This is a genomic window from Lysobacter avium (assembly GCF_015209745.1).
Lineage (GTDB): Bacteria > Pseudomonadota > Gammaproteobacteria > Xanthomonadales > Xanthomonadaceae > Novilysobacter > Novilysobacter avium.
Map to the genome: position 1 here is coordinate 984,993 of NZ_CP063657.1, position 25,437 is coordinate 1,010,429.

General features: G+C 65.9%; 29 protein-coding genes, 2 tRNA genes and 1 pseudogene. 13 read left to right on the plus strand and 19 right to left on the minus strand.

The genetic code is table 11. The annotated features are described in order from the left end of the window. The first annotated feature begins 1 nt into the window (after position 1). Positions 2-364 (plus strand): type IV pilin protein, encoded by a 363-nt coding sequence (locus INQ42_RS04470; protein ID WP_282435698.1) that lies wholly within the window; start codon positions 2-4, stop codon positions 362-364. A gap of 58 nt (positions 365-422) precedes the next feature. On the opposite strand, the gene INQ42_RS04475 is transcribed toward INQ42_RS04470, so the two are convergent. Both INQ42_RS04475 and INQ42_RS04480 read right to left on the minus strand, forming a co-directional pair. After that, positions 423-499: transfer RNA gene (locus tag INQ42_RS04475), tRNA-Asn, on the minus strand. Positions 500-550: 51 nt separating this feature from the next. After that, the gene (locus INQ42_RS04480) at positions 551-1,084 is read right to left on the minus strand and encodes a GspH/FimT family pseudopilin (protein ID WP_194035328.1); all 534 of its coding nucleotides are present in this window, start codon (positions 1,082-1,084) and stop codon (positions 551-553) included. A 160-nt stretch (positions 1,085-1,244) separates the two neighbouring features. On the opposite strand from INQ42_RS04480, the gene uvrB reads away from it, so the two are divergent. Further along, a complete protein-coding gene (gene uvrB / locus INQ42_RS04485; protein WP_194035329.1) occupies positions 1,245-3,332 on the plus strand; it encodes an excinuclease ABC subunit UvrB in 2,088 nt (695 codons plus the stop codon). Positions 3,333-3,410: 78 nt separating this feature from the next. Next, positions 3,411-3,485, plus strand: a tRNA-Val gene (locus tag INQ42_RS04490). A gap of 52 nt (positions 3,486-3,537) precedes the next feature. On the opposite strand, the gene INQ42_RS04495 is transcribed toward INQ42_RS04490, so the two are convergent. The 16 genes from INQ42_RS04495 to INQ42_RS04570 form a co-directional block, all read right to left on the minus strand. Then, positions 3,538-4,362, minus strand: a complete 825-nt coding sequence (locus INQ42_RS04495) for a DUF6683 family protein (protein ID WP_194035330.1) — start codon at positions 4,360-4,362, stop codon at positions 3,538-3,540. Positions 4,363-4,408: 46 nt separating this feature from the next. Further along, positions 4,409-4,753, minus strand: coding sequence for a hypothetical protein (locus INQ42_RS04500; RefSeq protein ID WP_043958465.1), 345 nt, complete (start codon positions 4,751-4,753; stop codon positions 4,409-4,411). A gap of 143 nt (positions 4,754-4,896) precedes the next feature. Next, positions 4,897-5,367: a hypothetical protein gene (locus tag INQ42_RS04505; protein WP_194035331.1), complete on the minus strand. Its 471-nt coding sequence runs from the start codon at positions 5,365-5,367 to the stop codon at positions 4,897-4,899. Between the two features lie 31 nt (positions 5,368-5,398). Beyond that, positions 5,399-5,770 (minus strand): hypothetical protein, encoded by a 372-nt coding sequence (locus INQ42_RS04510; protein WP_194035332.1) that lies wholly within the window; start codon positions 5,768-5,770, stop codon positions 5,399-5,401. Next, entirely contained in the window at positions 5,760-5,984 is a 225-nt protein-coding gene (locus tag INQ42_RS04515; RefSeq protein ID WP_043958468.1) for a hypothetical protein, read from the minus strand. Before INQ42_RS04515 ends, INQ42_RS04510 begins: the two co-directional genes overlap by 11 nt. Before the next feature lie 127 nt (positions 5,985-6,111). Then, complete coding sequence (locus INQ42_RS04520; protein WP_194035333.1) at positions 6,112-6,771, minus strand: hypothetical protein; 660 nt, start codon at positions 6,769-6,771, stop codon at positions 6,112-6,114. An 8-nt stretch (positions 6,772-6,779) separates the two neighbouring features. Next, positions 6,780-7,268: a hypothetical protein gene (locus tag INQ42_RS04525; RefSeq protein ID WP_194035334.1), complete on the minus strand. Its 489-nt coding sequence runs from the start codon at positions 7,266-7,268 to the stop codon at positions 6,780-6,782. Then, the gene (locus tag INQ42_RS04530; RefSeq protein ID WP_228064479.1) at positions 7,265-8,569 is read right to left on the minus strand and encodes a FliI/YscN family ATPase; all 1,305 of its coding nucleotides are present in this window, start codon (positions 8,567-8,569) and stop codon (positions 7,265-7,267) included. Before INQ42_RS04530 ends, INQ42_RS04525 begins: the two co-directional genes overlap by 4 nt. Before the next feature lie 29 nt (positions 8,570-8,598). Further along, positions 8,599-9,348, minus strand: coding sequence for a FliH/SctL family protein (locus tag INQ42_RS04535; protein WP_194035335.1), 750 nt, complete (start codon positions 9,346-9,348; stop codon positions 8,599-8,601). 33 nt (positions 9,349-9,381) lie between these two features. Next, the gene (locus INQ42_RS04540) at positions 9,382-9,996 is read right to left on the minus strand and encodes a hypothetical protein (protein WP_194035336.1); all 615 of its coding nucleotides are present in this window, start codon (positions 9,994-9,996) and stop codon (positions 9,382-9,384) included. Further along, the gene (gene sctJ, locus INQ42_RS04545) at positions 9,996-10,772 is read right to left on the minus strand and encodes a type III secretion system inner membrane ring lipoprotein SctJ (RefSeq protein ID WP_194035337.1); all 777 of its coding nucleotides are present in this window, start codon (positions 10,770-10,772) and stop codon (positions 9,996-9,998) included. Before sctJ ends, INQ42_RS04540 begins: the two co-directional genes overlap by 1 nt. A gap of 12 nt (positions 10,773-10,784) precedes the next feature. After that, positions 10,785-11,219, minus strand: coding sequence for a hypothetical protein (locus INQ42_RS04550; protein ID WP_194035338.1), 435 nt, complete (start codon positions 11,217-11,219; stop codon positions 10,785-10,787). Positions 11,220-11,245: 26 nt separating this feature from the next. Continuing rightward, positions 11,246-11,569, minus strand: coding sequence for a hypothetical protein (locus tag INQ42_RS04555; RefSeq protein WP_193986664.1), 324 nt, complete (start codon positions 11,567-11,569; stop codon positions 11,246-11,248). Positions 11,570-11,597: 28 nt separating this feature from the next. Beyond that, entirely contained in the window at positions 11,598-12,878 is a 1,281-nt protein-coding gene (locus tag INQ42_RS04560; RefSeq protein ID WP_194035339.1) for an FHA domain-containing protein, read from the minus strand. A 127-nt stretch (positions 12,879-13,005) separates the two neighbouring features. Beyond that, positions 13,006-15,033, minus strand: coding sequence for a type III secretion system export apparatus subunit SctV (gene sctV, locus INQ42_RS04565; protein ID WP_194035340.1), 2,028 nt, complete (start codon positions 15,031-15,033; stop codon positions 13,006-13,008). A 369-nt stretch (positions 15,034-15,402) separates the two neighbouring features. Then, positions 15,403-15,846 carry a FliO/MopB family protein gene (locus tag INQ42_RS04570; RefSeq protein ID WP_194035341.1) on the minus strand — a complete coding sequence of 148 codons (444 nt, stop codon included), beginning with the start codon at positions 15,844-15,846 and terminating at the stop codon, positions 15,403-15,405. Positions 15,847-15,947: 101 nt separating this feature from the next. Here INQ42_RS04570 and INQ42_RS04575 point away from each other — a divergent pair, with 101 nt between their 5' ends. The 7 genes and pseudogenes from INQ42_RS04575 (at position 15,948) to sctT (ending at position 20,863) form a co-directional block, all read left to right on the plus strand. After that, positions 15,948-17,024 (plus strand): sensor histidine kinase, encoded by a 1,077-nt coding sequence (locus INQ42_RS04575; protein WP_194035342.1) that lies wholly within the window; start codon positions 15,948-15,950, stop codon positions 17,022-17,024. 33 nt (positions 17,025-17,057) lie between these two features. Continuing rightward, positions 17,058-17,675 (plus strand): response regulator transcription factor, encoded by a 618-nt coding sequence (locus INQ42_RS04580; protein ID WP_194035343.1) that lies wholly within the window; start codon positions 17,058-17,060, stop codon positions 17,673-17,675. After that, complete coding sequence (gene sctQ / locus INQ42_RS04585) at positions 17,668-18,789, plus strand: type III secretion system cytoplasmic ring protein SctQ (protein ID WP_194035344.1); 1,122 nt, start codon at positions 17,668-17,670, stop codon at positions 18,787-18,789. Before INQ42_RS04580 ends, sctQ begins: the two co-directional genes overlap by 8 nt. A 30-nt stretch (positions 18,790-18,819) precedes the next feature. Further along, positions 18,820-19,026, plus strand: a pseudogene (locus tag INQ42_RS13090) (EscR/YscR/HrcR family type III secretion system export apparatus protein); the annotation flags it as partial. Then, positions 19,003-19,686, plus strand: coding sequence for a hypothetical protein (locus INQ42_RS13000; protein ID WP_407070799.1), 684 nt, complete (start codon positions 19,003-19,005; stop codon positions 19,684-19,686). The pseudogene INQ42_RS13090 and the gene INQ42_RS13000, both read left to right, overlap by 24 nt. Positions 19,687-19,737: 51 nt before the next feature. Further along, positions 19,738-20,004, plus strand: a complete 267-nt coding sequence (gene sctS / locus INQ42_RS04595) for a type III secretion system export apparatus subunit SctS (protein ID WP_043958481.1) — start codon at positions 19,738-19,740, stop codon at positions 20,002-20,004. Positions 20,005-20,080: 76 nt separating this feature from the next. Then, positions 20,081-20,863 carry a type III secretion system export apparatus subunit SctT gene (gene sctT / locus INQ42_RS04600; RefSeq protein ID WP_193986679.1) on the plus strand — a complete coding sequence of 261 codons (783 nt, stop codon included), beginning with the start codon at positions 20,081-20,083 and terminating at the stop codon, positions 20,861-20,863. 36 nt (positions 20,864-20,899) lie between these two features. Here the strand turns inward: sctT and sctU are convergent, their stop codons facing one another. Next, positions 20,900-21,964 (minus strand): type III secretion system export apparatus subunit SctU, encoded by a 1,065-nt coding sequence (gene sctU, locus INQ42_RS04605; protein WP_194035346.1) that lies wholly within the window; start codon positions 21,962-21,964, stop codon positions 20,900-20,902. Between the two features lie 185 nt (positions 21,965-22,149). Here sctU and INQ42_RS04610 point away from each other — a divergent pair, with 185 nt between their 5' ends. The 3 genes from INQ42_RS04610 to thrS all read left to right on the plus strand — a co-directional run bounded on the left by INQ42_RS04610 (position 22,150) and on the right by thrS (position 25,392). Then, entirely contained in the window at positions 22,150-22,479 is a 330-nt protein-coding gene (locus INQ42_RS04610) for a hypothetical protein (RefSeq protein ID WP_194035347.1), read from the plus strand. Between the two features lie 55 nt (positions 22,480-22,534). Next, positions 22,535-23,212, plus strand: a complete 678-nt coding sequence (locus INQ42_RS04615) for a hypothetical protein (protein WP_194035349.1) — start codon at positions 22,535-22,537, stop codon at positions 23,210-23,212. Between the two features lie 278 nt (positions 23,213-23,490). After that, on the plus strand, positions 23,491-25,392 hold the full coding sequence (gene thrS / locus INQ42_RS04620) for a threonine--tRNA ligase (protein WP_194035350.1): 1,902 nt from the start codon (positions 23,491-23,493) through the stop codon (positions 25,390-25,392). Positions 25,393-25,437: the final 45 nt, after the last annotated feature.

The following is a 25,437-nucleotide window of genomic DNA, read 5'->3' on the forward strand; positions in this document are numbered from 1 at the left end:
CATGATCGTCGTCGTGATCGTGGCGATCCTGGCCACGATCGCCTACCCCAGCTACCAGGATCAGGTGATGCGCTCACGTCGTTCCGCGGGTGCCGTCTGCCTGCAGGAGAGAGCACAGTTCATGGAGCGGCACTACACGACGAACCTCAGCTACGCCGCCGCTCCGGCACCGGCGCAATGCGACGGCTCGGTAGCGCGCTTCTATCAGGTCCAGGCGAGCGGCGTGACGGCTCGCGCGTACACCCTGGAAGCAGTGCCGCAGGGTGCGCAGGCGACACGCGACACCAAATGCGGGACTCTCTCCATCAACCAGCGGGGTGAGCGCTCAGCTAGCGGAACCGCCGGTGCGGGCGAGTGCTGGTAGAGCCACTTGGCGGGAGAAAAAGAAAGGCCGTGCATTGCACGGCCTTTTTCTTTGATCTTGGCGCCCGAAGCTGGACTCGAACCAGCGACCCCCTGATTAACAGTCAAGTGCTCTAACCAGCTGAGCTATTCGGGCGGGGACGGGCATTGTAAGCGCTGGGGCCGTGGGGTCAAGTGCTTACACCCCCTACAAGGCGAACGGGCAGCCCTCGTTCTGCTTTCGCTCTGTGCGCGCACGTCCGGCGTTGTTTACTACCACGCTGCCCAGATAGGCGCTGTCTCTGTCGGAGCACAGGCGTAGGCTGATGTTGCTGCCCGCTGACATACCGCTCGGCTGGAAGCGCAGCAGTGTCCTGCCTGCCGTGCTGCGCAACACGACTCCACCTTTCAAGCTTCCGAAGCGCTGCATGACGGCGCTGTCCGCGGCTGGCTGGCTTGCGCGGTCAGCGTCCTCGAACACGATCCACCCCTTCTCCCAAGCGGTGTGGCGATCACAGCGGAGCCCATCGGCGCTGGGACAAAGGCTGACCGGCACGCCACGCGTCACCGCCGTCGCGCGGGCGATTGCCAGCGCACTGGTGATCATATGAAACGTCGTGTCTGCACGCATCCGCCGCTGCAGGCTCTGAAACGAAGGTACCCCAACCCCCAACAACACCCCCATCACCGCAATAGCCACCAGCAACTCCAGCAACGTCAACCCCTGGGCATCCTGCCTCATCGTCATCCGTCCTTTTGATCCGATTTCGGCAAAGGATCGCGCTGCGCTCGCTGAACAGTCATCCGGTCACCCGCCATACCGCGGTAGGGATTTGCCGTGTCCGCCCCCATCACGAAGGGGTCCTACACTGACCTCTTGAGCATTCCGACGCCTGGATACGATGAACGACGCAGCGCACACCCCATCCGCCGTCACCGATGCCCCTCCCGAGCGCTTCCCTGGCGCGCGGCAGCGCGAGGGGACGTTTGAGCTGGTATCGCCCTATTCGCCGGCTGGCGACCAGCCACAGGCGATCGAGAAGCTTGTGGAAGGGTTCGAGGCCGGGCTGGCGCACCAGACGCTGCTTGGCGTGACCGGGTCGGGCAAGACCTACACCATCGCCAACGTGATCCAGCAGGTGCAGAAGCCGACGCTGGTGATGGCGCCCAACAAGACGCTGGCCGCGCAGCTGTACGGGGAGTTCAAGTCGTTCTTCCCCAATAACGCGGTCGAGTACTTCGTCAGCTACTACGACTACTACCAGCCCGAGGCCTACGTGGCATCGTCGGACACCTTCATCGAGAAGGACAGTTCGGTCAACGAGCACATCGAGCAGATGCGGCTCTCGGCGACGAAGGCGCTGCTGGAGCGGCGCGACGCGATCATCGTGTGCACCGTCTCGGCGATCTACGGACTGGGTGATCCGAACGAGTACTTCCGCATGGTGCTGCACATGGTGCGCGGCGAGCGCATCGACCAGCGCGAGCTGATCCGCCGGCTCACCGAGATGCAGTACTCGCGCAACGATACCGAGCTGCGCCGCGGCACCTACCGCGTGCGTGGCGAGGTGATCGACGTGCATCCGGCCGAGTCGGAGATGGAGGCGGTGCGGATCGAGCTGTTCGATGGCGAGATCGAGAACGTCTCCACCTTCGACCCGCTGACCGGCGAGAGCCTGCGCAAGCTGCAGCGCTACACGATCTACCCCAAGTCCCACTACGTCACCACGCGGCGCACGGTGCTGGACGCAGTGGATGCCATCAAGGACGAGCTGCGCGTGCGCCTGGAGCAGTTGTACGCGCAGAACAAGCTGGTCGAGGCACAGCGGCTGGCGCAGCGCACCCAGTTCGATCTGGAGATGCTGGCCGAGGTCGGCTACTGCAACGGCGTGGAGAACTACAGCCGGCACTTGACCGGCCACATGCCGGGCGAGCCCCCGCCGTGCCTGTTCGACTACCTGCCGCCGGACGCGCTGCTGGTGGTGGACGAGTCGCACGTGACCGTTCCCCAGATCGGCGCGATGTACAAGGGCGACCGGTCGCGCAAGGAGACGTTGGTGGAGTTCGGGTTTCGCCTGCCGTCCGCGCTCGACAACCGCCCGCTTCGTTTCGAGGAGTGGGAAGGGCGGTCGCCGCGATCGATCTACGTGTCCGCCACGCCCCGTGCCTACGAGCTGGAGAAGTCGGAAGGCCAGGTCGTCGAACTGGTCGTGCGTCCGACAGGACTGATCGACCCGGAAGTGGAGGTGCGGCCTGTCGCCACCCAGGTGGATGACGTCCTCGGCGAGATCAACCTGCGCGTCGCCATGGGTGACCGCGTGCTGATCACGACGCTGACCAAGCGCATGGCCGAGAACCTCACCGAATACCTGGCCGAGCACGACGTGCGCGTGCGCTACCTGCACTCGGATATCGACACGGTCGAGCGGGTGGAGATCATCCGCGATCTGCGCCTGGGCAAGTTCGACGTGGTGGTGGGGATCAACCTGCTGCGCGAGGGCCTGGACATGCCCGAGGTGTCCCTGGTGGCGATCCTGGATGCCGACAAGGAGGGCTTCCTGCGATCGACGGGCTCATTGATCCAGACCATCGGCCGGGCGGCCCGCAACGTGCGCGGAAAGGCGATCCTGTACGCGGACAAGGTCACCGACTCGATGAAGCGTGCGATCGAGGAGACGGACCGGCGCCGCGGCAAGCAGGTCGAGTACAACACCGAGCACGGCATCACGCCGACGTCGGTGAATCGCGCCGTGATGGATGTCATGGAAGGCGCGCGTGTGGATCCGGCCGCGCTGAAGGAGCGTAACCGCGCGCGTCAGGTCGCCGAGGAGCTGGCGGAGTACGCGGCGCTCAATCCTGCGCAACTGTCGGCGAGGATCAAGAAGCTCGAACAGAAGATGTACCAGCACGCGCGGGATCTGGAATTCGAGGAGGCAGGAGCCGTGCGCGACCAGTTGAACCTGCTGAAAGAGCAGGGCTTCGGCGTCTAGCGGATGAAAGCTGTTGCCGAAGCGCCGCTGGCGGGCTAAACTGCGCGCCCTCTCGCCGGGTTCATGAGTTCGGCGAATGGGCGGTTAGCTCAGTGGTAGAGCACTACCTTGACATGGTAGGGGTCGGGGGTTCGAAACCCTCACCGCCCACCACATCCAATGAAAACGGCAGGCCTTCGCAGGTCTGCCGTTTTTTTTGCGTGGATCAGTGGCGCGCCGGGACCGCGCTGGTGAAGCCGCCCGAGTTCACGCTTACGCTTTTCAGGTCCGGACCGTCCGGGAGCATGTTGCGCTGCACGCCGTCCCGGTACTGTGCCAGCAGCTTCTTGTCGCCGCGGGCCTGGAGGGTACGGTAGCCGCCCATTGCCGCAGCGGTATGGAGCATGAACGTTTCCGCGATTTCCTGCCGATCGGCATTGTCCATCTCTGCCAGGTCGGGGTCGTTTCGCATCGCCTGTCGCAGCTGATCGCGGATGGAGGTGACCTGGGTCCGGGTCAGGGCGCTTCCCCTGACGACCTCCCACAAGCCAGCGTAGTGGGCTGCAGTGACATCGATGAGGTCATTGGCGGCCAGGCCGTTGGCGTCGAGCAGCTTCTTGAAGTCCGCGCGGTAATGTCCGGCCTCAAGATCGCGCATGACCATCGCCGCCGCTTCCTCCTCGTTGGGCTGATCGCTGGCCAGGTAGCGCGCGAAACGCTGGTCGACCAGATTGCTCACCTCAGGGTCCGACTTGAACCGCGGATTGAAAGGCGGCTCCTTTGCTTTGGCTGGGGACACGCTGGGTGTCGGTGATTCAATGGCCTTGTTGCTGCTCTTGCTCAGCGCGCGGGTGCCCCCGATCGCCGACTGGCTGAGTGCCATCTGGCCGTAGTTCACGCCCATATCGAGGGTAGGGCTGGGTGACCACTGGGCATGCGCGGGCGCCAGAAGGGACGCGCCGGCCAATCCGATCAACAGGCATTTCAGTTGGGTTCGCATAGGAGATCCTCCACAAAGCACATGGCGACCCCGGAAGCCCGGGATCGCCATGTGGTGACACTTTGGTGAAGCTTGTTGAAACAGGGCAGCCGGGAGATTACTGCTTGCGGGCTACCGTGGTCATGCCTTCACCGATCGACTTGATGGCGGTGCTGCTGGCGTTGGAGATCATGCTGAAGAGCTGGCTCTGCGCCTGGAACTCCATCATCGTCTTCTGGAACTGCTTCGCCGCCTTCTGGTCCTCCGGATTCGCTGCAGCCAGCTTGTCCATCTTGCCCGTCAGCTCGACCAGCTTGGCCGCCTTGTCGCCCATGATGCCACCCAGCGCCTGGGCGATCGCGACCAGCCAGCTCTTGCCTTTGCCGCCCTTGGCGTCACCCGCCTGGAGGTTCTGGACGACCATCTTGGCGATGGCGAAATTGTTGGAAGCCTGTGCAGTCATGTCGATTCTCCGTTGTGTTGGATTTGGCCGAGAGCGGGTTGGAACGATTGGGCCGGGGGATGGATGGGGATCTGTTGCGTGTGATTGATACTGCGAGTGGACGGCATCGCTTACTAGCTAGGGCGTGCCCTAGTCGTTGGGGCTCATCGGCGGCGTCGAAGTGCCATGGCGACGTGGGCCGGCAGACCCATCGCGTGATCCGCGGAAGCAGCGGTTTGCGCTGAACCCATCTGCTCGGTCAGCCACGCCTGTGCGGCCGCTTCGCCTTGCTCCCTGCAGCGCTGCGCGAACTCGGTCGCCGTACGCAAAGCGTCGTTCTGCAGGCTGCCCAGCGCATCGTCGAACTGTCGCACCAGCTCGTTGCGGTCGGACTCGTCGAGCATCTGGTTGGCCACCAGCAGGTCCAGGGTCTCCATCCACTGGGCGCGGTCGGGTCCGACGCTTTGCGACGTGCTGGCCGAGGCTGCCTCGTTTTCCAGCGCTTCACGGAAGTGGCGGAGGATCGTTTCGCGATCCGCCGCGTCGACATCGGGGTTCTCGGCCAGTGACGCATCCAGTTGCGCGAGCATCTGTTCGTGGTCCGCGGTGCGGGATGGCGTGTCGTAACTGGTCATCGTCGGCTTCCTGTGGTGACGGTGGAAAAAGTCAGGGGGATTGACTGGCGTCGAGGCCGTCGACGACCCGTCGACTCTCCCGGCCGTGCTCTTCGCCCAGCGCGCGGGCTTTCTCGCCGAGCCAGCGGTCAGCGCTGTCCTTTCCATCGTCGGCCAGGCGCTGCTTGTACTCGGGCATGATCCGCTCCAGCGCCTGCTCGAGCGATTCGCGTTGCTCGCTCACGTGGCGGATGAGGGTGGACTCGTCGTCGGCATTGATGCCGCCATCGCCCTTGAGTTCCTCGATGCGGCCGATCCATTCGCGGTTGTCACCGTCGCCGGGGGCGGGCCGGTCACCGGCAACCGCGGGGGCTGATGCCACCGCGGTGGAGATGTCGAACGGCGGCAGTTGGTCAGCTGCCATAGCCGTCGGCAAAACCTGACGAGTAGGCGGCACTGAAGTACTGGCTGACGTCGGTCGGGATGTTGGCACGGCTGAAGGCGGCCGAGATGGCCTGGTCGAACACGTCGCCGATGATGTCACCGACGATGTTGCCGATCATGCCGCCCAGCGGGCCGCCGATCGCGGTGCCGACCATCTTGCTGACGGATTGGACAATGTCACCGATCAAGGACATGGGGTTTCTCCGGTTGCTGAAAAGAGTGGTGCGGGTTGATTCATGGTCAAGTATCCGCACCGACTGCCGGTTGGGTATTGGGGCTGACCCCACCTAGGTGTTGCCCGAGGGTGCGGCGCCGCACTCCTTACTCGGTGAGACGGGGGTCGATGGTGAGGGCGCCCAGTCCGCGCTGGGCAAAGCGTTCGCTGAGCTGGCTGCCGGCCTGCTGGATGGCGTCGAAACTGTCGCGCGAGCGCACGTCGGCGCGCAGGAGCCAGCCGTCCGAGGTCCGGCTCAAAAGCAGGTCGGTGCCGGCCAGCGTCGTGTCGGCCATGCGCAGAAGGACCTGGCCATCCTCGCTGCTTGCCGAGCCCTCGCTGACCGCAAGCTGGCGAACGTGGCGCTCGAGCAGTTCGGCGAATGCGGTGGAATTGACCGGAGGTGCCGGTAGCGCGCTGGTGGTCCCTGAGGCCTGGTGGGCGAGGTTCTGGGCCTGCCATATCGCGGCGACTTCGGCCGGCGGCAGCGGTTCGGCGGACATCTTGCCCGGATCGCGGACGGAGCTCGTGTCCTGCTGGCTGGGGAAACTGCGGTTGACGCGCTCGCCGGCCAGTTCCTCGCCCTTGCGCGCGGCAGCCTGGGAGTCGCCCTGACCCTTCAGCTGTCCCTCGCGCATGAGGTGCTGGAAGCGCTGGCGGTCCGCCGGGTCAACCGCGCGCTGCGTATCGCGCGCGGAGTCGCGATTGCGGGAGTTGTCGATGCTGTCGGAGGAGGGCGCGGACGCACTGTCGCGGATGATGCTCATGGCATACCTCAGTGGAAGGCGTTGGGGGTTGTGCGGCGGTGCAGCAGTTCCGCCGAGGCCAGTTCTTCCTGGCGAAGTTCATTGGCGTGCTGCTCTTCGCGCCACAGGTCCTTGCGCTTCTTGAGCGCATCCTCGCGGGCCTTGATGCGGAAAAACGCCTCGCGCACCTTTTGCAGCTCCGCCTCGGCTTCGGTCAGCAGCTGCTGGGCGCGGAGCAACTGCTCGTGCGCCAGTTCCGTTTGCTGCTGCAGCAGCTCGATGTGGGCCTCGCGCTGCGCGAGCGCCATCGGCCAGGCGATGCCGGCCGGTGGCGGATCGAGCAGCTGACGACGCTGGCGCGCGCGCTCCTCGCCCAAGGCCTCGATGTGGCGCTCGATCTCCATGCAGGCGGCGCGTTTCGCCGCGACTTCGCGCTGGTGCTGGAGCACCAGTTGCTGCGCGGCCTGGGTGCGGTGCTCGCGCAGGCGGATGAGCGTCGCCAGTGGATAGCGTTTCATGGGAACAGCCTGCGCAGCGCGTCAGCGGAGCGTTCGAACGGCACCAGCTCGGTCGCCGGCTGCTGCAGCAGGCGGCGTATGGGTTCAATGCGGTCGATGGCGATGTCCGCCTCCGGATCGGTGCCGCGCTGGTACTCACCCAGCTGCAGCAGCAGTTCGATGTCCTGGTACTTGGCCAGGTACTTCCGCAGTTGCCCGGCGGCGTGCTGGTGGGTGCGGTCGACCACGCGCGGCATCGTCCGGCTGAGGCTGCCGAGCACGTCGATGGCGGGGTAGTGGTAGGCCGCCGCGAGCTTGCGCGAGAGCACCACGTGGCCGTCGAGGATCGAGCGCACCTCCTCGGCGATCGGGTCGCTGCCGTCCTCGTCCTCCATCAAGACGGTGTAGAACGCGGTGATACTGCCCTTGTCGTTGTTGCCGGCCCGCTCGAACAGGCCCGGCAGGGCGCTGAAGACGGAGGGCGGATAACCGCGACGGGCCGGGGGCTCGCCCACCGCAAGGCCGACATCGCGCAGGGCGCGGGCGAAGCGGGTCACGGAGTCGAGCAGCAACAGTACGCGCTGGCCGCGATCGCGGAAGTGCTCGGCGATCGCGGTGGCGACCCAGGCCGCGCGGCTGCGCTCCAAAGCGGGCCGGTCGGAAGTAGCCACGATGACCACCGAGCGCGCCAGGCCTTCGGCGCCCAGGTTGTCCAGGATGAATTCGTTGACCTCGCGGCCGCGTTCGCCGACTAGGGCGATGATGTTGACGTCGGCATCGCCGCCGCGCGCCAGCATCCCTAGCAGCGTGCTCTTGCCGCCGCCGGCGACAGCGAAGATGCCCAGTCGCTGGCCCTCGCCAACGCTCATGACGCTGTCGATCGCCCGCACCCCGGTCGAAAACGGCCGGTCGATCAACTTGCGTGATAGCGGGTTGGGCGAACTGGCGTAGATGGGTGCGGGCACGCCGCCACTGATCGGTCCGAGGCCATCGATCGGGTTGCCGTGGGCATCCAGGACGCGGCCCAGCAGGCCATCGCCGGCGAGCACGGTGGCCTGACGTCCGGTCGCATAGACCTCGGTGGTTGCCGACACCCCGTCCAGGGCGCCCAGGGGCGTCAGCAGGGTGTGCTGTCTGGATACCCCGACCACCTCGGCGGCGAGATGGAAGTCCGCCGGACCTTCATGCGGCGGATTGCGCAGTTCGCACAACTCGCCGATTGCTGCCTTCAGGCCGGTCGCGCGGATCAGGGTGCCGTAAGCCTCAGCGACCTTGCCGACCCGCTCGACAGTGCGTGCGCGGTTCAGGGCGCCGGCGAGCAGCGCGTCCTGTTCGTTGCCAAGCAGCGTGCTCACGTGGAATTACCGCGCGAGGCGCCGGCGCCTTCATCCGACCCACCGGCTTCCGCCTCAGCATCGGGATCCACCGCCGGCGTGTGTGCCGCCAGCGCGGAGCGGATCGCTTCGATCTGCTGGGCGATCCCGGCGCGCACCTGTCCCGCCTCCGACACGACCACGCAGCTCAGCGGGTCCAGGCTCTCGTCATCCACCAGCTCGATCACGCCGACAGCCGGGTGCGCCTGGCGCACGGCGCCAAGACCGGCCGTCACCGATTCGCGTACCGAGGGATGCACGCGGATCAGAAGGAACTGTTCGGCCTGCGCAGCCTCGACGGCCTCCATGACCAGTGATGGCGCAACCTGGGCCGGATCGAATCCCGGCGCCAGGCGCGCAACGATCGCGCAGGCCAGGTCAATCACGCGCTGCTGGGCCTCGCCGAGCACGCGGGCGCGCCGCTCATTGAGTGATGCGAGCTGCTCCGTCATCTGCGTCTGGGCGCGGGCGATGCCTTCGGCGTATCCCGCCGCCGCCGCTTCCTTGCGCGCCTGCTCGATCTGCTCGCTCGCCTGTGTGTGCAAGGCGTTGACCTGCTCGACCACGGCATCGACGTCGGCCAGTCGCTCCCAGGAATCCGGCGGCACGATGTTGCCCGCCAGCACGCGCTCGAAACGCCCCGGCTCCAGGACGCCAACACCGCCATGCGGCCTCCGGGTGGCCGGGGATGTCGAGGAAAAGGTGCTGGACTGATCGTCTGAACGCATGGTGTCGATATCTGCTTCTTCGGCTAGGGTGGGTCAGTTGCCCGCGTGGACGGAATAGAGCTGTTGCACCGCCGAGGGAGGCAGGTGCGTCGGCGGCAACGCCTGCTCACGCGGATGCAGAAGCGCCAGCCATTCGGTGAACGCCGGATCACGCGGATGGGCCCAGGCGCGCAGTTCGGCGCAGCCGTGGCGGTCCAACAGCGAGAGCAGCCCAGGCGTGGGATCGGTTTCCTCAATCGCGGTGCGCATCGTCTGCTGCAGCCGGAGCTGCACGTCACGCGGCACCTCGCCATCCCAGACATTGCGATCCAGCGCCAGCAGGTAGCGCTTGTCGAGCGCCAGCTTCAGGCGGCGCACCGGCTCGCGGCCGACCTCTGAACGGATAGCCGGCGCGAAAGCGAGGACGCCGATGTTGCGCACCAGTGAGCGCAGCTTTTCCGGTGACCAGCGTGCTACGACACGATCCAGCGCAGGCTTCGGAGCAGGCGCCAGCAGCGTCGAAGCCGCGCCGCGTGCGAGCGTGCGCGCCAGCAGGCGGCGTCCCAGCGGACTGGTGCGCGCTGCGACAAGCAACGTGGAATCAAATTCGTCCAGCCAGCTGGCGTCGGTGCCTTCAATCACCGTGTGCAAGCCGGGCGCCGTATCCATCAATCACTCCAGGCCGGTGGCTTTGCCTCGGCCGCTGGACTCAGACGCGCGCGCAGCTTTCCGCGGAACGCGATGCCCAGCCCGAGCAGGGCGGCCAGCACGACCGCCACCAGCGCCATCGGGCCCATCGATGACATGGCTATCGGTGCATTCGTTTGCTGGTCAGCCGCGCCCGGAGCGGCGATGGTGAAGAACTTGATGGTGACCTTGTTGACGTCGGCCAGTCCTTCAACGCTGTCCTTGATGAAGACCTTCAGGTCGGTTTCGCGGTCACGCAGCTTCGCGCCGGGGCGCTCGAAGATGATCACCGATGCCGAGGAGTCGTTGTCGCGGCCACCCAGCGGGTCCGGCGGCGGCAGGGCGATATGCACGCGCGCTTCCACGACGCCGTCGATCCGCGACAGGGTCCGCGCGATCTCCTGCTGCAGCCCGTCCATGTAGCGCGCGCGCTCGTCCATCGCCGAGGAGACGAAACCTTCCTTCTTGAAGATCTCGCCCATCGAGCGGTAGCTGGCGTGGGGCAGGCCCTGCGAGTTGAGCACCTGCATCGCGTACGGGAAGTCGCCCCGGTTGACCCGCACTTCCCAACCCTTCTTGCTGGAGGACGGCGCTTTCTCCGATGAAACCCCGGACCCGAGCAGTGCCGCCATGACCTGGTTGGCCTGTTGCTCATCCAGCTCGTTGTAGAGCGTTACCCGGTTGCAGGCGGCCAGCAGCAGGCAGGCCAGAATGATGCAGGTGATTCGCCACGGGAATGCCCGGTTGGGAAGGTTCATGCGTGCTCCTGCTTACGACTGCTGACGGAACAATTGCTGGATGCCGTCAGAGGAACGGTTGGCAACGTTGGAGGTCAACTGCGCGGTGAACAGGAACTGGTGGCTGCGCATGGTGAGCTGAATCATCTCGCCCGGGGTGAGATCGGCACCGTTGGCGGTCAGGATCTGCGACATCGACTCGATCTTGTCCGCGCCGCCGTTGAGGCCGTCGAGGGCGCCCAGCACTGCCCGTGTTCCCTGCGATGGCTCCGATGCCGTTGGCGGCGCCACCGGCGCCGGTGCGTTCGCATTGGGCGCCGCGCCAGTGCGCTCCATCGTCGCGGCGAAATCACGCACGTCGAACGGCGTTGCCTGCGCTTGCGACGTTTGGGTCTGCTGGGCGGGCGACAGACCTCCAGCGCCGGTTTTGGCGGCGTCGAGCGCCGATACCTGGATTGCTTCGATCATGATCGTGTCCTCGCGAGGGGGTGGAATTACTGGCGCTTGCCGAGCGTTTCCAGTGCGTGGCCGACAGCGTTCTGCGAGGTCGCCGCATTGTTGGACATGAACTGCATGCGCAGGCTCTCCGCGGTCAGCTGGACCATGTTGGAAGGCTGGTCGCCACCCGACGCGATGGCATCCGACAGCTGCGTCACGCGCGCCGCCTGGCCGTCAAGCGTCTGGCCCCAGGCGCGGGACATCGCCTCGTACCAGCTGCCGCTGTCGCCGGAGGACACGCTGCTGCGGGTGCTGCCACTGCTCGCGGTGGCAATGAAGGTCGTGACGGGCGCGTTCGGATCGTTGGCGTTGATGCTCATGAGGTTTCTCCTTGATTCCCTTGGCGGGTTACATCCGGTTGGTGCGTGGATTGGCGGCAACGAATTGCCTGGCGACTGCATCGGTGGGGCGGGCTTCCTGCGTCTTCTTCGCAGCTTCCGCGGGCGAGGGCCGGGAGCTCTTGCTGCCGGAATCCGCGGCCGTGGCTATACCGCGGGTGCTTTCATCGCCTGACACGCCTGCCGCAGCGGGTTCATCGACCTCGACCGGCGGATCGGGTTTGACCTGGTTGACCTTGCCGTCGACCAGTGCCCACGCGGACTTGCCAATAGCGACGAGCGTGCCGCGATCATCTGGGAGTTCGGCTCCCACCGCGTAACGCGTGCCGTCGGCGGCGAGGACGTAGGAATCGTCACCGCCCACGATCGACACGATGCGGGTCCGCTCTACCGGCACCGTTGCGCGCGGGAGTGACTTGGCGTCCTCGTCGGCGTAGTTGCGCGGGATCACGCGGTTGATGCCGGTGACGTCGATCATCGCTCGGGAAGTCGCGGCCGCGCGCAGCTTGTCCTGGTCCTCGAAACGTCCGCTCACCTCAACGTCGCCGTTGCCCAGATAGCGGGTGCGCGCGGTGATGCCCTGGCTGCGCAGCACCTCGGCGACGTCCGCGGCGACGTCCTCGCCTGTGCGCAGGTTGAGTCGGATGGGAATTTCGTTCGACTCGACATGTTGCTGGATACGGGCGCGGGAGACGCTGTCGGGCACTGTTCCGGTCAGCACGGTCATGCCTGCGTCGTTGGTCGATACCGTGTTGTCGCCGATGTCGTAGGTGGTCACGAGTGCTGCGACCTGGTCTTCGATACTCGGGACGGGCGCTGCGGCGGGGCGCACCGACGCGTAGATACCGGCGGAGACGAGTGAAAGCACGGCCAGCCCGGCCAGTGTCCTGGACAGCCCGGGGCGCACCGCGCGTCGCGCATTCAACGGCGTCTGCTCGACTTCATCGAGGCCGTCGGCAGGCATCCATTTTGGATCGCTGGCATCACCCACGGCAAAGCTCGCATCGCCCAATCGAACCGGGGCGCCAAGCTGCAACTCGATGGGGTCGCCCGGGTACAGCGGGTCACCGGCGAAACCGGCTGGTGCATCGATCGCCCGCAGTGCCAGTGAGTCGCCGTTGCGCAGCAGCATGGCGTGATGGGGCGCGACGCCTTCATCGGAAAGCACGATGTCGCAGTCCTCACCGCTGCCGACCAGCAGCATCTCCTGATCCCCCAGGATCCGGCTGGCGCCGATGTGGAGGCCGGCAAGAATCCGCAGAACCAGCTTCGTGGCGGGCTTGGCAGTCATGGATTTTTCTTCTGTCCCGACCGCAGTTGCCCCGGGCTGCCGAGGCGTCTCCGGCGTAGCGGAGACCTGGTCTGGATCGGGGACGATGTCGTCGATCATTGGAATTTCTCCTTGCATGCGTGATGCGTCATGCGTTGATCTGTCCTGCCTGCGAGATTCGCAGGTCGGCTGCCAATTCCTGGTACGAAAGCACGGGCAACTCGAAGAAATCGTTCTCCAGCAGCTTGCGCAAGTGCCTGCGCACGTCCAGTGAACACAAAAGGACGGGTCGAACGGACCCGCCTTGGCGGGCCAGCTGGGTGCGCACTTCGCCGGACAGGCGGGCCGCCAGCTCGGGTGCAATGGCGAGCTGGCTGGCGCCACCGGCAACGCGCACCGACTGGCGCAGACGGTCTTCCAGCTCCGGGTGGATCAACAGCACGTGCAACGTCCGCTCGCCGTCGGCATAGCGATCTGCGATCTCCCGCTTCAGCGCCACCCGCACGTATTCGGTCAGCAGCACGACGTCCTTCTCGCGCCCGCCCACGTCGGTGATCGCTTCAAACACGTCGCGCAGGTTGCGCACCGGAATGCCTTCCTCGGCCAGGCGGCGCAGGACGTCGGCCACCCGCTGCGGAGCTACGACGCGCAGCATTTCCTTGACCAGGTCGGGGTAGTCGCGCTGCATCTTCGCGAACAGGTTGGAGGCCTCCTGGATGCCGATGAAGCCGCCCAGCCGGCGCTGCAGCGCGCGGCGGACGTGCTCGGTCAGCATCTCCAGCGGAGCGAGCGTGTCCTCGCCAGCGTCGTCCTGCCATTGGCCGGCGAGCGGCGGGTGGAAGCCCGCCAGCGCGGGGGTGTTGTCACCGCTGCTGCGTGCCGGGCGGAAGTGGGCGCCGGTACGCAGTACCCCGTTGGCCATGCGGGCACCGAACGCGGTGAGCTGGTACTCGCCGTCCCCCAGGGTGGCGTCGACGCGTGCCGTCGGCGCCGGCACCGGCACGCCGAACTCCTCGCGCAGGCGTTGGCTGATCTGGGTGAGCCCATCGAGCAGCGGCTGCTTGCCGAACTCCGCGGCAAGGCTGGGCGACACCGCAAGCTGCAACGGTGCAGGCGGAGCAAGGTCGTCGATGTCGACCGGCTGCTGGTGGCTCGCCATGGCCTCGTCGGTGACCCGGAACGCGCGCCGCAAGAGATCGTTCTGGTGCCTGTAGCGCCACGCGGCGATGGTCAACAGCGTTGCGCCCAACAGGCCGAAGACGACGGTGGGGAAGCCGGGCACGAGCATCATCAGCAAGGACAGCACGCCGGTGATGGTCAGCACCCGGGGCTGGGCGGAGATCTGCTTGGAAATCGCGTCGCCCAGGTGGCGGTCGTCTTCGATGCCGGTGGTGCGGGTCACCACCAGTCCCGCCGAGATGGCCGCCAGGATCGCCGGGATCTGTGCCACCAGGCCGTCGCCGATGGTCAGGATGCTGTAGGTCTGGGTGGCGTCGCCCAGCGACATGTCGCGCTGCAACACGCCGATGGCCAGGCCACCGAGCAGGTTGATGATGATGATCACGATGCCGGCGATCGCGTCGCCTTTCACGAACTTCATCGCTCCATCGAGGCTGCCGTAGAGCTGGCTCTCGGTTTCCAGGTAGCGACGCTTCTTGCGCGCCTCGTCCTTGTCCAGCAGCCCGGAGCGCAGGTCGGAATCGATCGACATCTGCTTGCCGGGCATCGCGTCCAGAGTGAAGCGCGCGGCGACTTCGGCCACGCGCTCGGCGCCCTTGGCGACGACGATGAACTGGACCACCGTGATGATCAGGAACACCACCAGCCCGACCACCAAGTTGCCGCCGGCGACCATCGTGCCGAAGGTGTCGATGATGTGGCCCGCCTCGGCTTCCAGCAGGATCGATTTGGTGATCGCAATCGACAGCGCAAGGCGGAACAGCGTGGTCAGCAGGAGAACGCTGGGAAAACTGGAAAACGCCACCGGCGACGGGATGTAGATCGCGAGCAGCAGCAGGCCGAACCCGATCGCGATATTGAAGGCAACCAGAGTGTCGATCACCGCCATCGGCAGCGGCAGGATCATCAGGCTGATGATCAGGACGGCGGCAAAGGCCAGCACGATGTCGCTGTAGCCGCCGCGCACGCGGGGGGCTGCGCCGGCCGGCGCAGCCATCAAGGATCCGATCAGCGTGCGCAAGACAGCCCCCGGCCGTCATTGGCGAGGGCCATTCCCCGGGTATGGATCAGTGCTGCTGCATATCGCATCCGTTGCCTCTCTCGATTTGACACACGAGCGTCGCGGCGGTGCCCGGCGGCGGCTTTATCGTGCGTAACTTCCCGCCTTGAGCGTCACTATGTGACAATCAAGGTCAATCGAACGTAGCCGAATGCGATCTGCAATACCAGCCTGAAGCGTGTTTTTTTTCCCTATCTGAGACTTTTGGACGACGCCGTTCAGATAGCCCGTAAGTCACTGTCCGCCTTCACTAAAAGCTAACGCGAGACTGCTGACGGTAGGGCGGGATGCGCTGGCTGCAAGGGGTCAGATGCCCGGGTCCCCGGCATCCACCGCGATGTCAGCGGCGTCGAGTTCTGCTATCAGATTCAGGGATTGCGCCCCGACGCCGATCGCGAATACCCGGTCGGCACGGGTCTTCAGTACCACCACCCGCTCGCGGGGGCCCACCGGCAGCACCTGCACGATGGACAGGGCAGCGTCGCGGCCGGTCAACTTGTAGCGGCGACGGGCGAAGAAAAGGATGGCGAACAGGCCAGCGATGACGAGAAGCAAAGGCACCACGACCGCAATCAGGTCCCACATGAATGAGCCGGACGCAGCCGCGGGCGTACCGGCCGCGGCCGCCAGGTCGGGGTCAACGGACGTGGCGGCCTGCATCGCTGCCCGGGCAGGAAAACAGCCCAGCGCCAGTAATGACGCGGTGGCGGTCGCGATGGGGTGGCGCGGGAAGAGGGTCATGTCAGCCATCGGAGCGGGACTCGGGCGGGAAGGGCGCGGCTACGGTAGCAGCAAGGCACCTCGGATCCGGATGCCGATTGCGGGGACAAGAGTGAGGGGATGGGCTTGGAATGAGCAGTGAAGTGAAAACCGCGGTCCCGCGGAAAACGACATCGCCCGACTCCTGTCCTGACCTGCTGGCGGTTTTGGACGGGTTGCCGTTCGCGTGCGCCGCGTTTGATCCGGCCAGCGAGGGACTGGTGGGCGCCAACAAGCGCTACCTGGACGAGTTTGGTCCGCTGCCGGGGCACGTCGCGCGCGATCAGTTGCTCGCCCACTTCCCCGGCGCCAGCGACGAGGTGCGGCTGGAGCACAACGGGCGCTGGTACGGGCTGCACTGGAGCAGCATCACCACCGCCGCTGCGTCGTTGGCACTGCTGACCGCGGTCGACATCAGCGAGCGCCTGGAAGTGCTCGACTCGCACAAGAGCCAGCAGGAAAAGTTGCTGTTCACCTCGCGGATGATGTCGGTCGGTGAAATGGCGGCGACCCTGGCCCACGAGCTCAACCAGCCGTTGGCGGCGATCGTTAACTACCTCAACGGCAGCCTGCGCCTGGTCGCGCAGGCTGGCGGCCCGGTGCAGGTGGAGCGCGCGCTGCAGGCCGCGCGCACCCAGGCGGAACATGCCAGCGCGGTGATTGCCCGGGTCCGCGAGTTCGTCCGCGCCCGCGAACCGCGCCGCTCCCCGCAGGCGCTGGCATCGATGGTCGAGACGGTGCTTGAGCTGCTTCGACTGGAAGCCGAGCGCCAGCAGCTGCGCATCGACGTGATCCTGCCACCGGTGCTGCCGTCCGCGTGGGCCGACCACGTGATGGTCGAGCAGGTGCTGTTGAACCTGGTCAAGAACGCGATCGAAGCCATGCGCGAGGTTCCCGCCGAGCGTCGTGCCCTGCGCGTGGAAGGCCGGGTCAACCTGGACGGCGACCTGGAGGTGCGCGTGATCGACCGTGGCGTCGGCCTGGCCGAGGACGAGCAGGACCAGTTGTTCTCGCCATTCTTCACCACCAAGGCCGATGGTCTGGGAATCGGTCTGGCGATCTGCCGCTCGATCATCGAGTACCACGAGGGACGCCTGTTCTTTGAACCCCATCCCGACGGCGGCAGCGTGTTCGGCTTTACCCTGCCTACGGCTCAGGGGCGGCAATGACGGGCCAGGCGGTTTTCCACACCGGAGGCTGGCATGACTGACGTCGCTGCAATCGCAACGCTTGTCCATCTGGTCGATGACAACGACGCGTTCCGCGAATCGATCGCATGGCTGCTGCAGACCGCGGGTTTCGAAGTGCGCGAATATGCCTCGGGGCCGCAGTTCCTCGCCGAGGTGGTGGATGCGGCCGTGACGGCGTCATCGACATCTTCGGCGCCGGCCGAATGCCTGGTGTCGGACATCCGCATGCCCGAGATGAGTGGCCTGCAGTTGCAGGCCGAACTGCGCCGTCGAGACAACGCATTGCCGCTGGTGTTCGTGACCGCGCACGGCGATGTTCCGCTGGCGGTGGAGGCGATGCGCAATGGCGCCGCACACTTCCTGGAGAAACCTTTCTCCGATGACGCGCTGATCGAGGCGATCCGCACCGCCTTGGCCAAGCCGGTAGGCGCGGCCGTGGCGCTGGCCAAGCTGACCCCGCGCGAGAAGCAGGTGCTGGACCTGGTCGTGGCGAGCAAGCCCAACAAGATCATTGCCGACATCCTCGGCATCAGCATCAAGACCGTTGAACTGCACAGGGCGAACATGATGGCAAAGCTTGGGGTACGGTCGGTGCCCGATTTGATGAAGGTGGCACTCGGACATGGCTGATGCGGGAAGTGGAACGATCGAGGCGAACCGGGACGACGCCGCCGCAGCCGAGACCAAGGTCACCTCGCTGCGTGGGCGCGTGCCGTCAATCGCGGCGTCGCAGCTGCTTCCGCTGCAGGCCTTGTTCGAATACCCGCGCCGATGGCATCTGGCCGATGGAGGCCGCCTGCTGTTCTCGCCGGGTGTACCCGATACCGGTGCCGCAACCTTCGCCATCGATGCGGACGGCACGGGCATGGCGCTGCGCCTGGACGAAGATCGGTCGGCGGAGCGTGCCGGCTTGCACTGGAGCGATTACGAGGGCCGCTCACGCGTGCTCGCCTGGAGCCTGGCCCAGGAATCCCGGCTGGCGCGCCTGAGCGAAGCGCTGGGAATGGCACTGGTACCGGTGCTGCAGGCGGCCGATGCGTCCTCCGCAGCGGTCGCGACCGATGCGGACTCCGGGGATGTCTGGCTCGACTTCGTGGTTGAAGAGCCCGACATCCCCGACGAGCCCAAGCCGCCGGGCCTGAGCGGGCTGCTGCGCCTGCCGGTCGACAGCCTGGCGCCCCTGCTTGCGCGCGCCGGAGACCCGTACGGCGAGGATCCGCCGGTGCCACTGGGCGCCTGGCCTGGCTTGCCCGCCAACGTGGCGATTGCTTTTGCCGGACCCGATATCCCCCTTGCCGAATGGCGGACCCTCACGCCGGGCAGTGTCGTTGTTGCCGGTCGCCTGAGCGCGCCTCCGCCGGTGCACGCGTTCGCTTGCGGACGACGCTGGCCGCTGGCGTCCGACGGTCAGGGTTGGCGCGTGGACGGCCCATCAGAACCTTTGTCACCCCCTCAGGAGAGTTCCATGACCAGCAACGATGAAGCCGGCGCGCAGCCGGAAGCGGAGGCCCCGGTTGGCGGCGAGGGTATTGAGCAACTGCCGGTCCAACTGCGGTTCGAACTGGGCGAGCTCGAGCTGAGCATCGCCGAGTTGTCGGCCCTGCAACCCGGATACGTCTTCCCGCTGGCCAGCCGCCTGGAAGGCGCCAACGTGGCGATCCGCGCCAATGGCCGCAACGTCGGTCGCGGCGAGGTGGTCGCGGTCGGCGACACGCTGGGTATCCGTCTGCTGGCGTGGAGCTGACGCGTGGACTTCAGTTCCTTCTCCCCGGCGCTGATCCTCGTCACCGTCGTCAGCCTTGCGCTGGCGCCGTTCGTGGCGGTGATGGTGACCTCGTTCACCAAGATCGTGGTGGTGCTCAGCCTGCTGCGCAACGCGCTCGGGCTGCAGCAGGTCCCGCCCAACGTGGTCATCAACGGCCTGGCCATCGTGCTGTCGATCTACGTGATGTATCCGGTGCTGCTGGACACGCACGCGGCGATCACCGGTCAGGTCCAGTCCACCAGTGCGACCGCGTCGGCCACGCAACCCGGCGCGCCTGAAACCCCCGCTGCGGCCGCGCTGGCGCTGGTTCCCGGCGTCGAGGTTGCGGTGGACAGCACGGCGCAGATGCTGGGCCCGGCCGGGTCGCAGGTCGCCGCGCAATCCCAGGGCGACAATCTTGCCGAAGCTGGGGAGGCGGAAGCGGAAGCGGAGCAGGAAGGCGTCGCTGCACTGCCGCCGCTGGCACCGGGCGAGCGCATGGATACCGCCCGCCTGCTGAAGCTGGTCGAGGTGGGCAAGGAGCCGCTGCGCGGGTTCCTGATCAAGCATTCCAGCGACACCGAACGCGCGTTCTTCCTGCGCAGCGCGCAGCGGCTGTTGCCACCGGCGCGGCAGGCGGACATCTCCGCCAACGACTTCATTGTGATCGTGCCGGCCTTCACCGTCAGCGAACTCACCGCCGCATTCCAGATCGGCTTCCTCATCTTCCTTCCGTTCCTGATCATCGACCTGGTGGTCGCCAATATCCTGCTGGCGCTGGGCATGATGATGATGTCCCCCACGATCGTCTCGCTGCCCTTCAAGCTGCTGCTGTTCGTGCTGATCGATGGCTGGGCGAAGCTGGTGCACGGACTGGTGCTCACGTATGCGATCTAGGCCAGGTGCCGTCAGTCGTGGCCCCGCCTGGCGCATTTCCGGAGTCCGGCCATGAACGAGGTGCTGGAGCTCACCAAGCAGGCGCTGTGGCTGGTGCTGATCCTGTCCGGACCGCCGATCGCCGCGGCGGCGATCTTCGGGCTGGTGATCGCCTTCCTGCAGGCGGCGACCCAGTTGCAGGAGCAGACCTTCGCCTACGCGGTCAAGTTGCTGGTGATCGTGCTCACGCTGTTCATCACCGCATCCCTGCTGGGCGGGACGCTGTTTACCTTCGCCGAGCGCCTGTTCATCGAGTTCCCCGGGCTGGTCAGGCGATGACCCCGCGGACCGGCGTGCGCGCACTCGTCGGCAAGCGCGACGGTTTCAGGCCGGCGCAGCCACTGAAGTCCGACTGATGCCCTTTGACGGTGTCGGCAATGCGCTGCTGGCCCTGGCACTCACGCTGCCGCGGGTCATCGGTGCGTTCGTGATGCTGCCTTTGCTCACCTCGCAGAACATCCCGGCGATGGTGCGCAACAGCTTCCTGGTCAGTCTTGCCGTGGTGGCACTGCCGATTGCGATGGCCGGAGCGCCGATCGATGCGATGGGCGCACCCATGTGGCCGGTGATCGTGCTCAAGGAGATCTTCCTGGGCATGGCGATCGGATTCTGTTTCGGCATGGTGTTCTGGGCGATCGGTGCGGCCGGCAACCTGATGGACAGCCAGGTCGGCATGGCCATGGCGTCGATCTTTGATCCCATCCAGGGGCACCAGGCGGCGCCCCATGGGCAGTTCCTGTCGCAATTGGCGGCCTGGCTGTTCATGGCCAGCGGCGCGTTCCTGATCTTCCTCGACCTGCTCCTGTCCAGTTACGCGCTGTGGCCGGTGATGTCCTACTTCCCGCAGATCCAGGCCGAGGGCAGGGAGCTGTTCATCGGCCAGTTCAGCTATCTGATGACCGCGCTGCTGGTGATGGCCTCGCCGGCGCTGATCCTGCTGCTGCTGGTGGATCTGTCCTTCGGACTGGTCAACCGCTACGCGCCGCAGCTGAACGTGTTCGCGCTGACGCTGCCGATCAAGGCCTGGGTGGCGACCGGGATGATCCTGCTGCTGATGGGGGTGTACGTGGAGATGGTGCTGAAGAAACTGGGTGAGAACCGCGCCCTGCTGGAAGTCCTCAACCGGGTGTTTTCCTGACCGTCCCGCAGTGACGGTGCGCTGCCCAGACCGGCCTCAGTCGCGCGAGTCGCGCACGCCCTCGGCCCAGTGCAGGACCTCGGCGACGGCCTCGAAGAACTCGTTGCTGATGTGGTCGTCCAGCGCGACCTTCTCGTGCAGCCCGCGCGCCAGTGGAATGTTCTGCAGGATCGGAACCCCGGCTTCCTCAGCTGCCTGGCGGATCATCTCGGCGGTATGGCCTTCGCCCTTGGCGACGACAATCGGCAGGTCGGTCTCGCCGTCCTGGTAGCGCAGCGCGATGGCGATGTGGGTGGGGTTGGTCACGACGACGTTGGCTCCGCGCACGGCATGCATCATGTTCTGCTGCGACCACTCCTGATGCAACTGGCGACGGCGCTGTTTGACGTGCGGGTCGCCCTCGCTGTCCTTCAGCTCCTGGCGGATGTCGCGCCGGCTCATGCGCAGGTTCTTCAGGTACGAGTACTTCTGGTACGAGGTGTCCAGCGCGGAGATGAAGAAGAACACGCAGATTGTCCAGATCACGATCCGCGACAGGCCCTGCCACAACGCTGCGCCGATCGCCTGGGGCGGGGAGGTCGGCAGCTGGAGCAGGTCGGGAAGCATCGCGCGTACGACGATCCAGCCAATCCCGATCAGCGCGGTGGACTTGATGATCGATTTGACCAAGTCCACCAGGTTGTCCATCGAGAACATCTTCTTGATGCCTTCCACCGGGTTGAGCTTGTCCATCTTGGGTTTGACCTTCTCCCAGCTCAGCAACGGCCCCACCTGGAGGAACTCGATCAGCAGGCCCAGCATCAGCGACATCGCGAGCAGCGGCAGCATCAGCCACAGGAAGGTCTCGATCGCGGTCTGCGCCAGCAGCGGCAGGCTGGTCTCAAAGGGCTGTCCCAGGGTCGCCAGACTCTGTTCGAACAGGTTGTTGATGCGCGCGTGCATGGAGCCCACCAGCATCCATGCCGTCACCAGCCAGCCCATCACCAGCACGGTCCCGGTGAGGTCGCGGCTCTTGGAGACGTTGCCTTCCTTGCGCGCATCGAGGATGCGTTTTCGGGTAGGGGGCTCGGTCTTGTCGGCGCCTTTGTCTTTCTCCGACACGGGCGGCCCTCGATTCTGGGAGGATCAGAGGCTAGCATGTGCCCACGCCGGTTCCGACAGCCTGCGGATGGACCTGAATACGCCGGCAGCACCCTGGTAGTTACCCCAGATGCCAGGGTCGGCCACACGCGGTACATTTCAGCCATCCCTCCGTTCCCGGGTGTTATCGAGGCCAACGCAAACGCATGAACAGCATCGGCAACAGTCCACAACTTGATCGCGCCGGCCTGCAATCGCTCGCCGACCGTCTTGCGCTGGATGATCCTGCACGCCATGGCGCGCAACTGCCGACTGCCACTCCTGCGATCGACGAAGCCGCAGGATTACGCAGCCACGCGCCTCCCGCTCTTGTCGATGCCGGCGAGCAGGCGCTGGGCGTGGCGGCATGGGACGGTGTGGCTGGCGGGCAGCGGATGTTGTCCAGCGACATGGCGCTTCAGGGCATGCTCGGTCGCCTCGACCTGGCATCAGCGGTCGATGCCGGCGTCGACGCGGTAGTCGCCGCACTCGGCTGAGGGCTAGCATCGGCCCGACGCAGCGTTTGGATCCTGCGCGGAGACCGGTTGCCCCATGAATGACATTCCTTCGTCCGACGGACTGCGCTCGGCTTCGGCCAGCCTGGTGGCAGCGCTCGCGTCGCACTCGGATCCCGAGTACCGGCTGAGCGTGCTCAAGCGGCTCGCACGCCGTCTGGGCGAAGCGCGCTATCCCGTCTTCCTGCGCATACTGGGCGTGATTGCCGAGAGCGACGATCTGCGCGCGCAGCGGCTCCTTGCCGATACCTTCGGGCTGGCGCTGCGCCGCATGGACCTGCCCGGCGGTGCCTTGAGCTCCTGGGGCGCGACCGGCCTGCCCGACAGCAAGACGCCGGTCGCGGCCAGCACCTTTTCCGGCAACTTCTTCGGCGCCACGCCGCAACGTCTGCTGGGCCCATTGGAGTACCTGGCGGTGTGGCACCTGCAACGCACCCAGCGCCAGTTACTCGGTCGCGACGCTTTTGTACAGGCGACCTCACGTCTGGTCGCGCTGCTCAACCACAGCGAGGACGCGCGTCGGCTGTATCCGCAGAAGCTCGCCGTTGACGCCCAGAACGAGCTGGAAGGCGCCTACACCCGGACCACCCGCGAACGTCTCGCCGCCATGGCGGTCGCGTGGCAGTCGGGGAAATCGCCCGAAGAGGTGGCGCGCGCGGCGCTGGGGGTTGCTCCCGACTCACGGGAAGGGCAGTGGGTCGTCCATGATCTCTAGTCGCAGACGGGCCTCTGCTTGCCCGCCGTGCCCGTGGCCGTTGACTTGGAGGTCGTGGTCCCCAATATTAGAAGGTCACGCGGTGAGACTTCGCCGCCCCATCCTGCAAAGGTGGCCCGCACCCACGTGCCGGTCGAGTGTGTGACATGAGCACTACGCGCATCCAACGCTAGAACCGCCCCGGGCTTCCATTTCGATGCAGGCGCCCAGGGGGCGCTTTTCTCTTTTCGGGTCGGACGTTTTTCCGACCTCCAGCCAGACTCTTTGTAGATACCGCCATGATCGCAATCACCCTTCCCGACGGCAGCCGCCGTGAATTCGACGCACCCCTGAGCATCGCCGACGTGGCCGCATCCATCGGCCCGGGACTGGCCAAGGCCGCGCTGGCCGGCAAGGTGGATGGCGATCTGGTCGATACCAGCTACTGCCTGACCGGCGACGCCGCGCTGGAAATCGTCACCGACAAGCATCCCGACGCGCTGGAGGTGATCCGCCATTCCACCGCGCACCTTCTCGCCCAGGCAGTGCAGCGTCTGTTCCCGGGCACCCAGGTCACGATCGGCCCGGTGATCGAGAACGGTTTCTACTACGACTTCGCCTACGAACGGCCCTTCACCCCTGAAGACCTGCCAGCGATCGAAGCGGAGATGCACAGGATTGCCAAGGAAGCGCTGCCTGTGAGCCGGGAAGTGAAGTCGCGCCACGACGCGATCCATTTCTTCAACGGGATCGGTGAGCACTTCAAGGCCGAGATCATCGCCTCGATCCCGGACGGCGAGGACCTCTCGCTTTACAGCCAGGGCGAGTTCACCGACCTGTGCCGCGGTCCGCACGTCCCCAGCACCGACAAGCTGCGCAGCTTCAAGTTGATGAAGGTCGCCGGTGCGTACTGGCGCGGCGACCACAACAACCAGATGCTGAGCCGCATCTACGGCACGGCCTGGCTCAACGACAAGGACCTGAAGGCGCACCTGCTGCAGCTGGAGGAGGCCGAGAAGCGCGACCACCGCAAGATCGGGCGCGCGCAGGACCTGTTCCACATGCAGGAGGAAGCGCCGGGTCTGGTGTTCTGGCATCCCAAGGGCTGGGCGATCTGGCAGGTGGTGGAGCAGTACATGCGCGGCGTTTACCGCAACAGCGGCTACGACGAGGTGCGCTGCCCGCAGATCCTCGACGTCTCGCTGTGGAAGCAGTCCGGCCACTGGGACAACTACCAGGAGAACATGTTCTTCACCGAGTCGGAGAAGCGCACCTACGCGCTCAAGCCGATGAACTGCCCGGGCCACGTCCAGGTCTTCAACCACGGCCTGCACAGCTACCGTGACCTGCCGATCCGCTACGGCGAGTTCGGCGCCTGCCATCGCAACGAGCCGTCCGGTGCGCTGCACGGCATCCTGCGCGTGCGCGGGTTCACCCAGGACGATGGCCACGTGTTCTGCACCGAGGCGCAGATCGAGTCCGAGGTCACCGCGTTCCACCAGCAGGCGATGAAGGTGTACGAGGACTTCGGCTTCACCGACGTGCAGGTCAAGCTGGCACTGCGCCCGGAGCCGCGCATGGGCGACAACGAGACCTGGGACAAGGCCGAGGAGGCCTTGCGCCTGGCGCTGCGTGCCACCGGGGTGGAGTGGGAGGAGCTGCCCGGCGAGGGCGCCTTCTACGGCCCGAAGGTCGAATACCACCTCAGCGACGCGATCGGCCGTACCTGGCAGCTGGGGACCATGCAGGTCGACTTCATGATGCCCGGCCGCCTTGGCGCGGAATACATCGATGAGTCCAGCCAGCGCAAGCACCCGGTCATGCTGCACCGGGCGATTGTCGGCTCGATGGAGCGCTTCATCGGCATCCTGATCGAGCATCACGCCGGCCACTTTCCGGCCTGGCTGGCACCGGTACAGGCGGTGGTGGGCAACATCACCGACGCCCAGGCAAGTTACGCGGCAGAAGTGGCCCAATCCCTTGCAGATCAAGGGTTCCGGGTGGAAAAGGATTTGCGCAACGAGAAAATCGGCCGTAAGATTCGCGAGCACACGCTCCAGCGCGTGCCGTACCTGCTCGTGGTCGGAGACCGCGAAAAGGAGAACGGCCTGGTCGCGGTGCGCACGCGTGGGGGGGAAGATCTTGGCTCGATGTCCGTTGCCGAGTTCGCCGCGCGTTTACGTAACGAAGACGCCCGCTAAGGCAGCGTCGTCCATACTGTGTCGGCCGCACGTGCGGCCGAACGA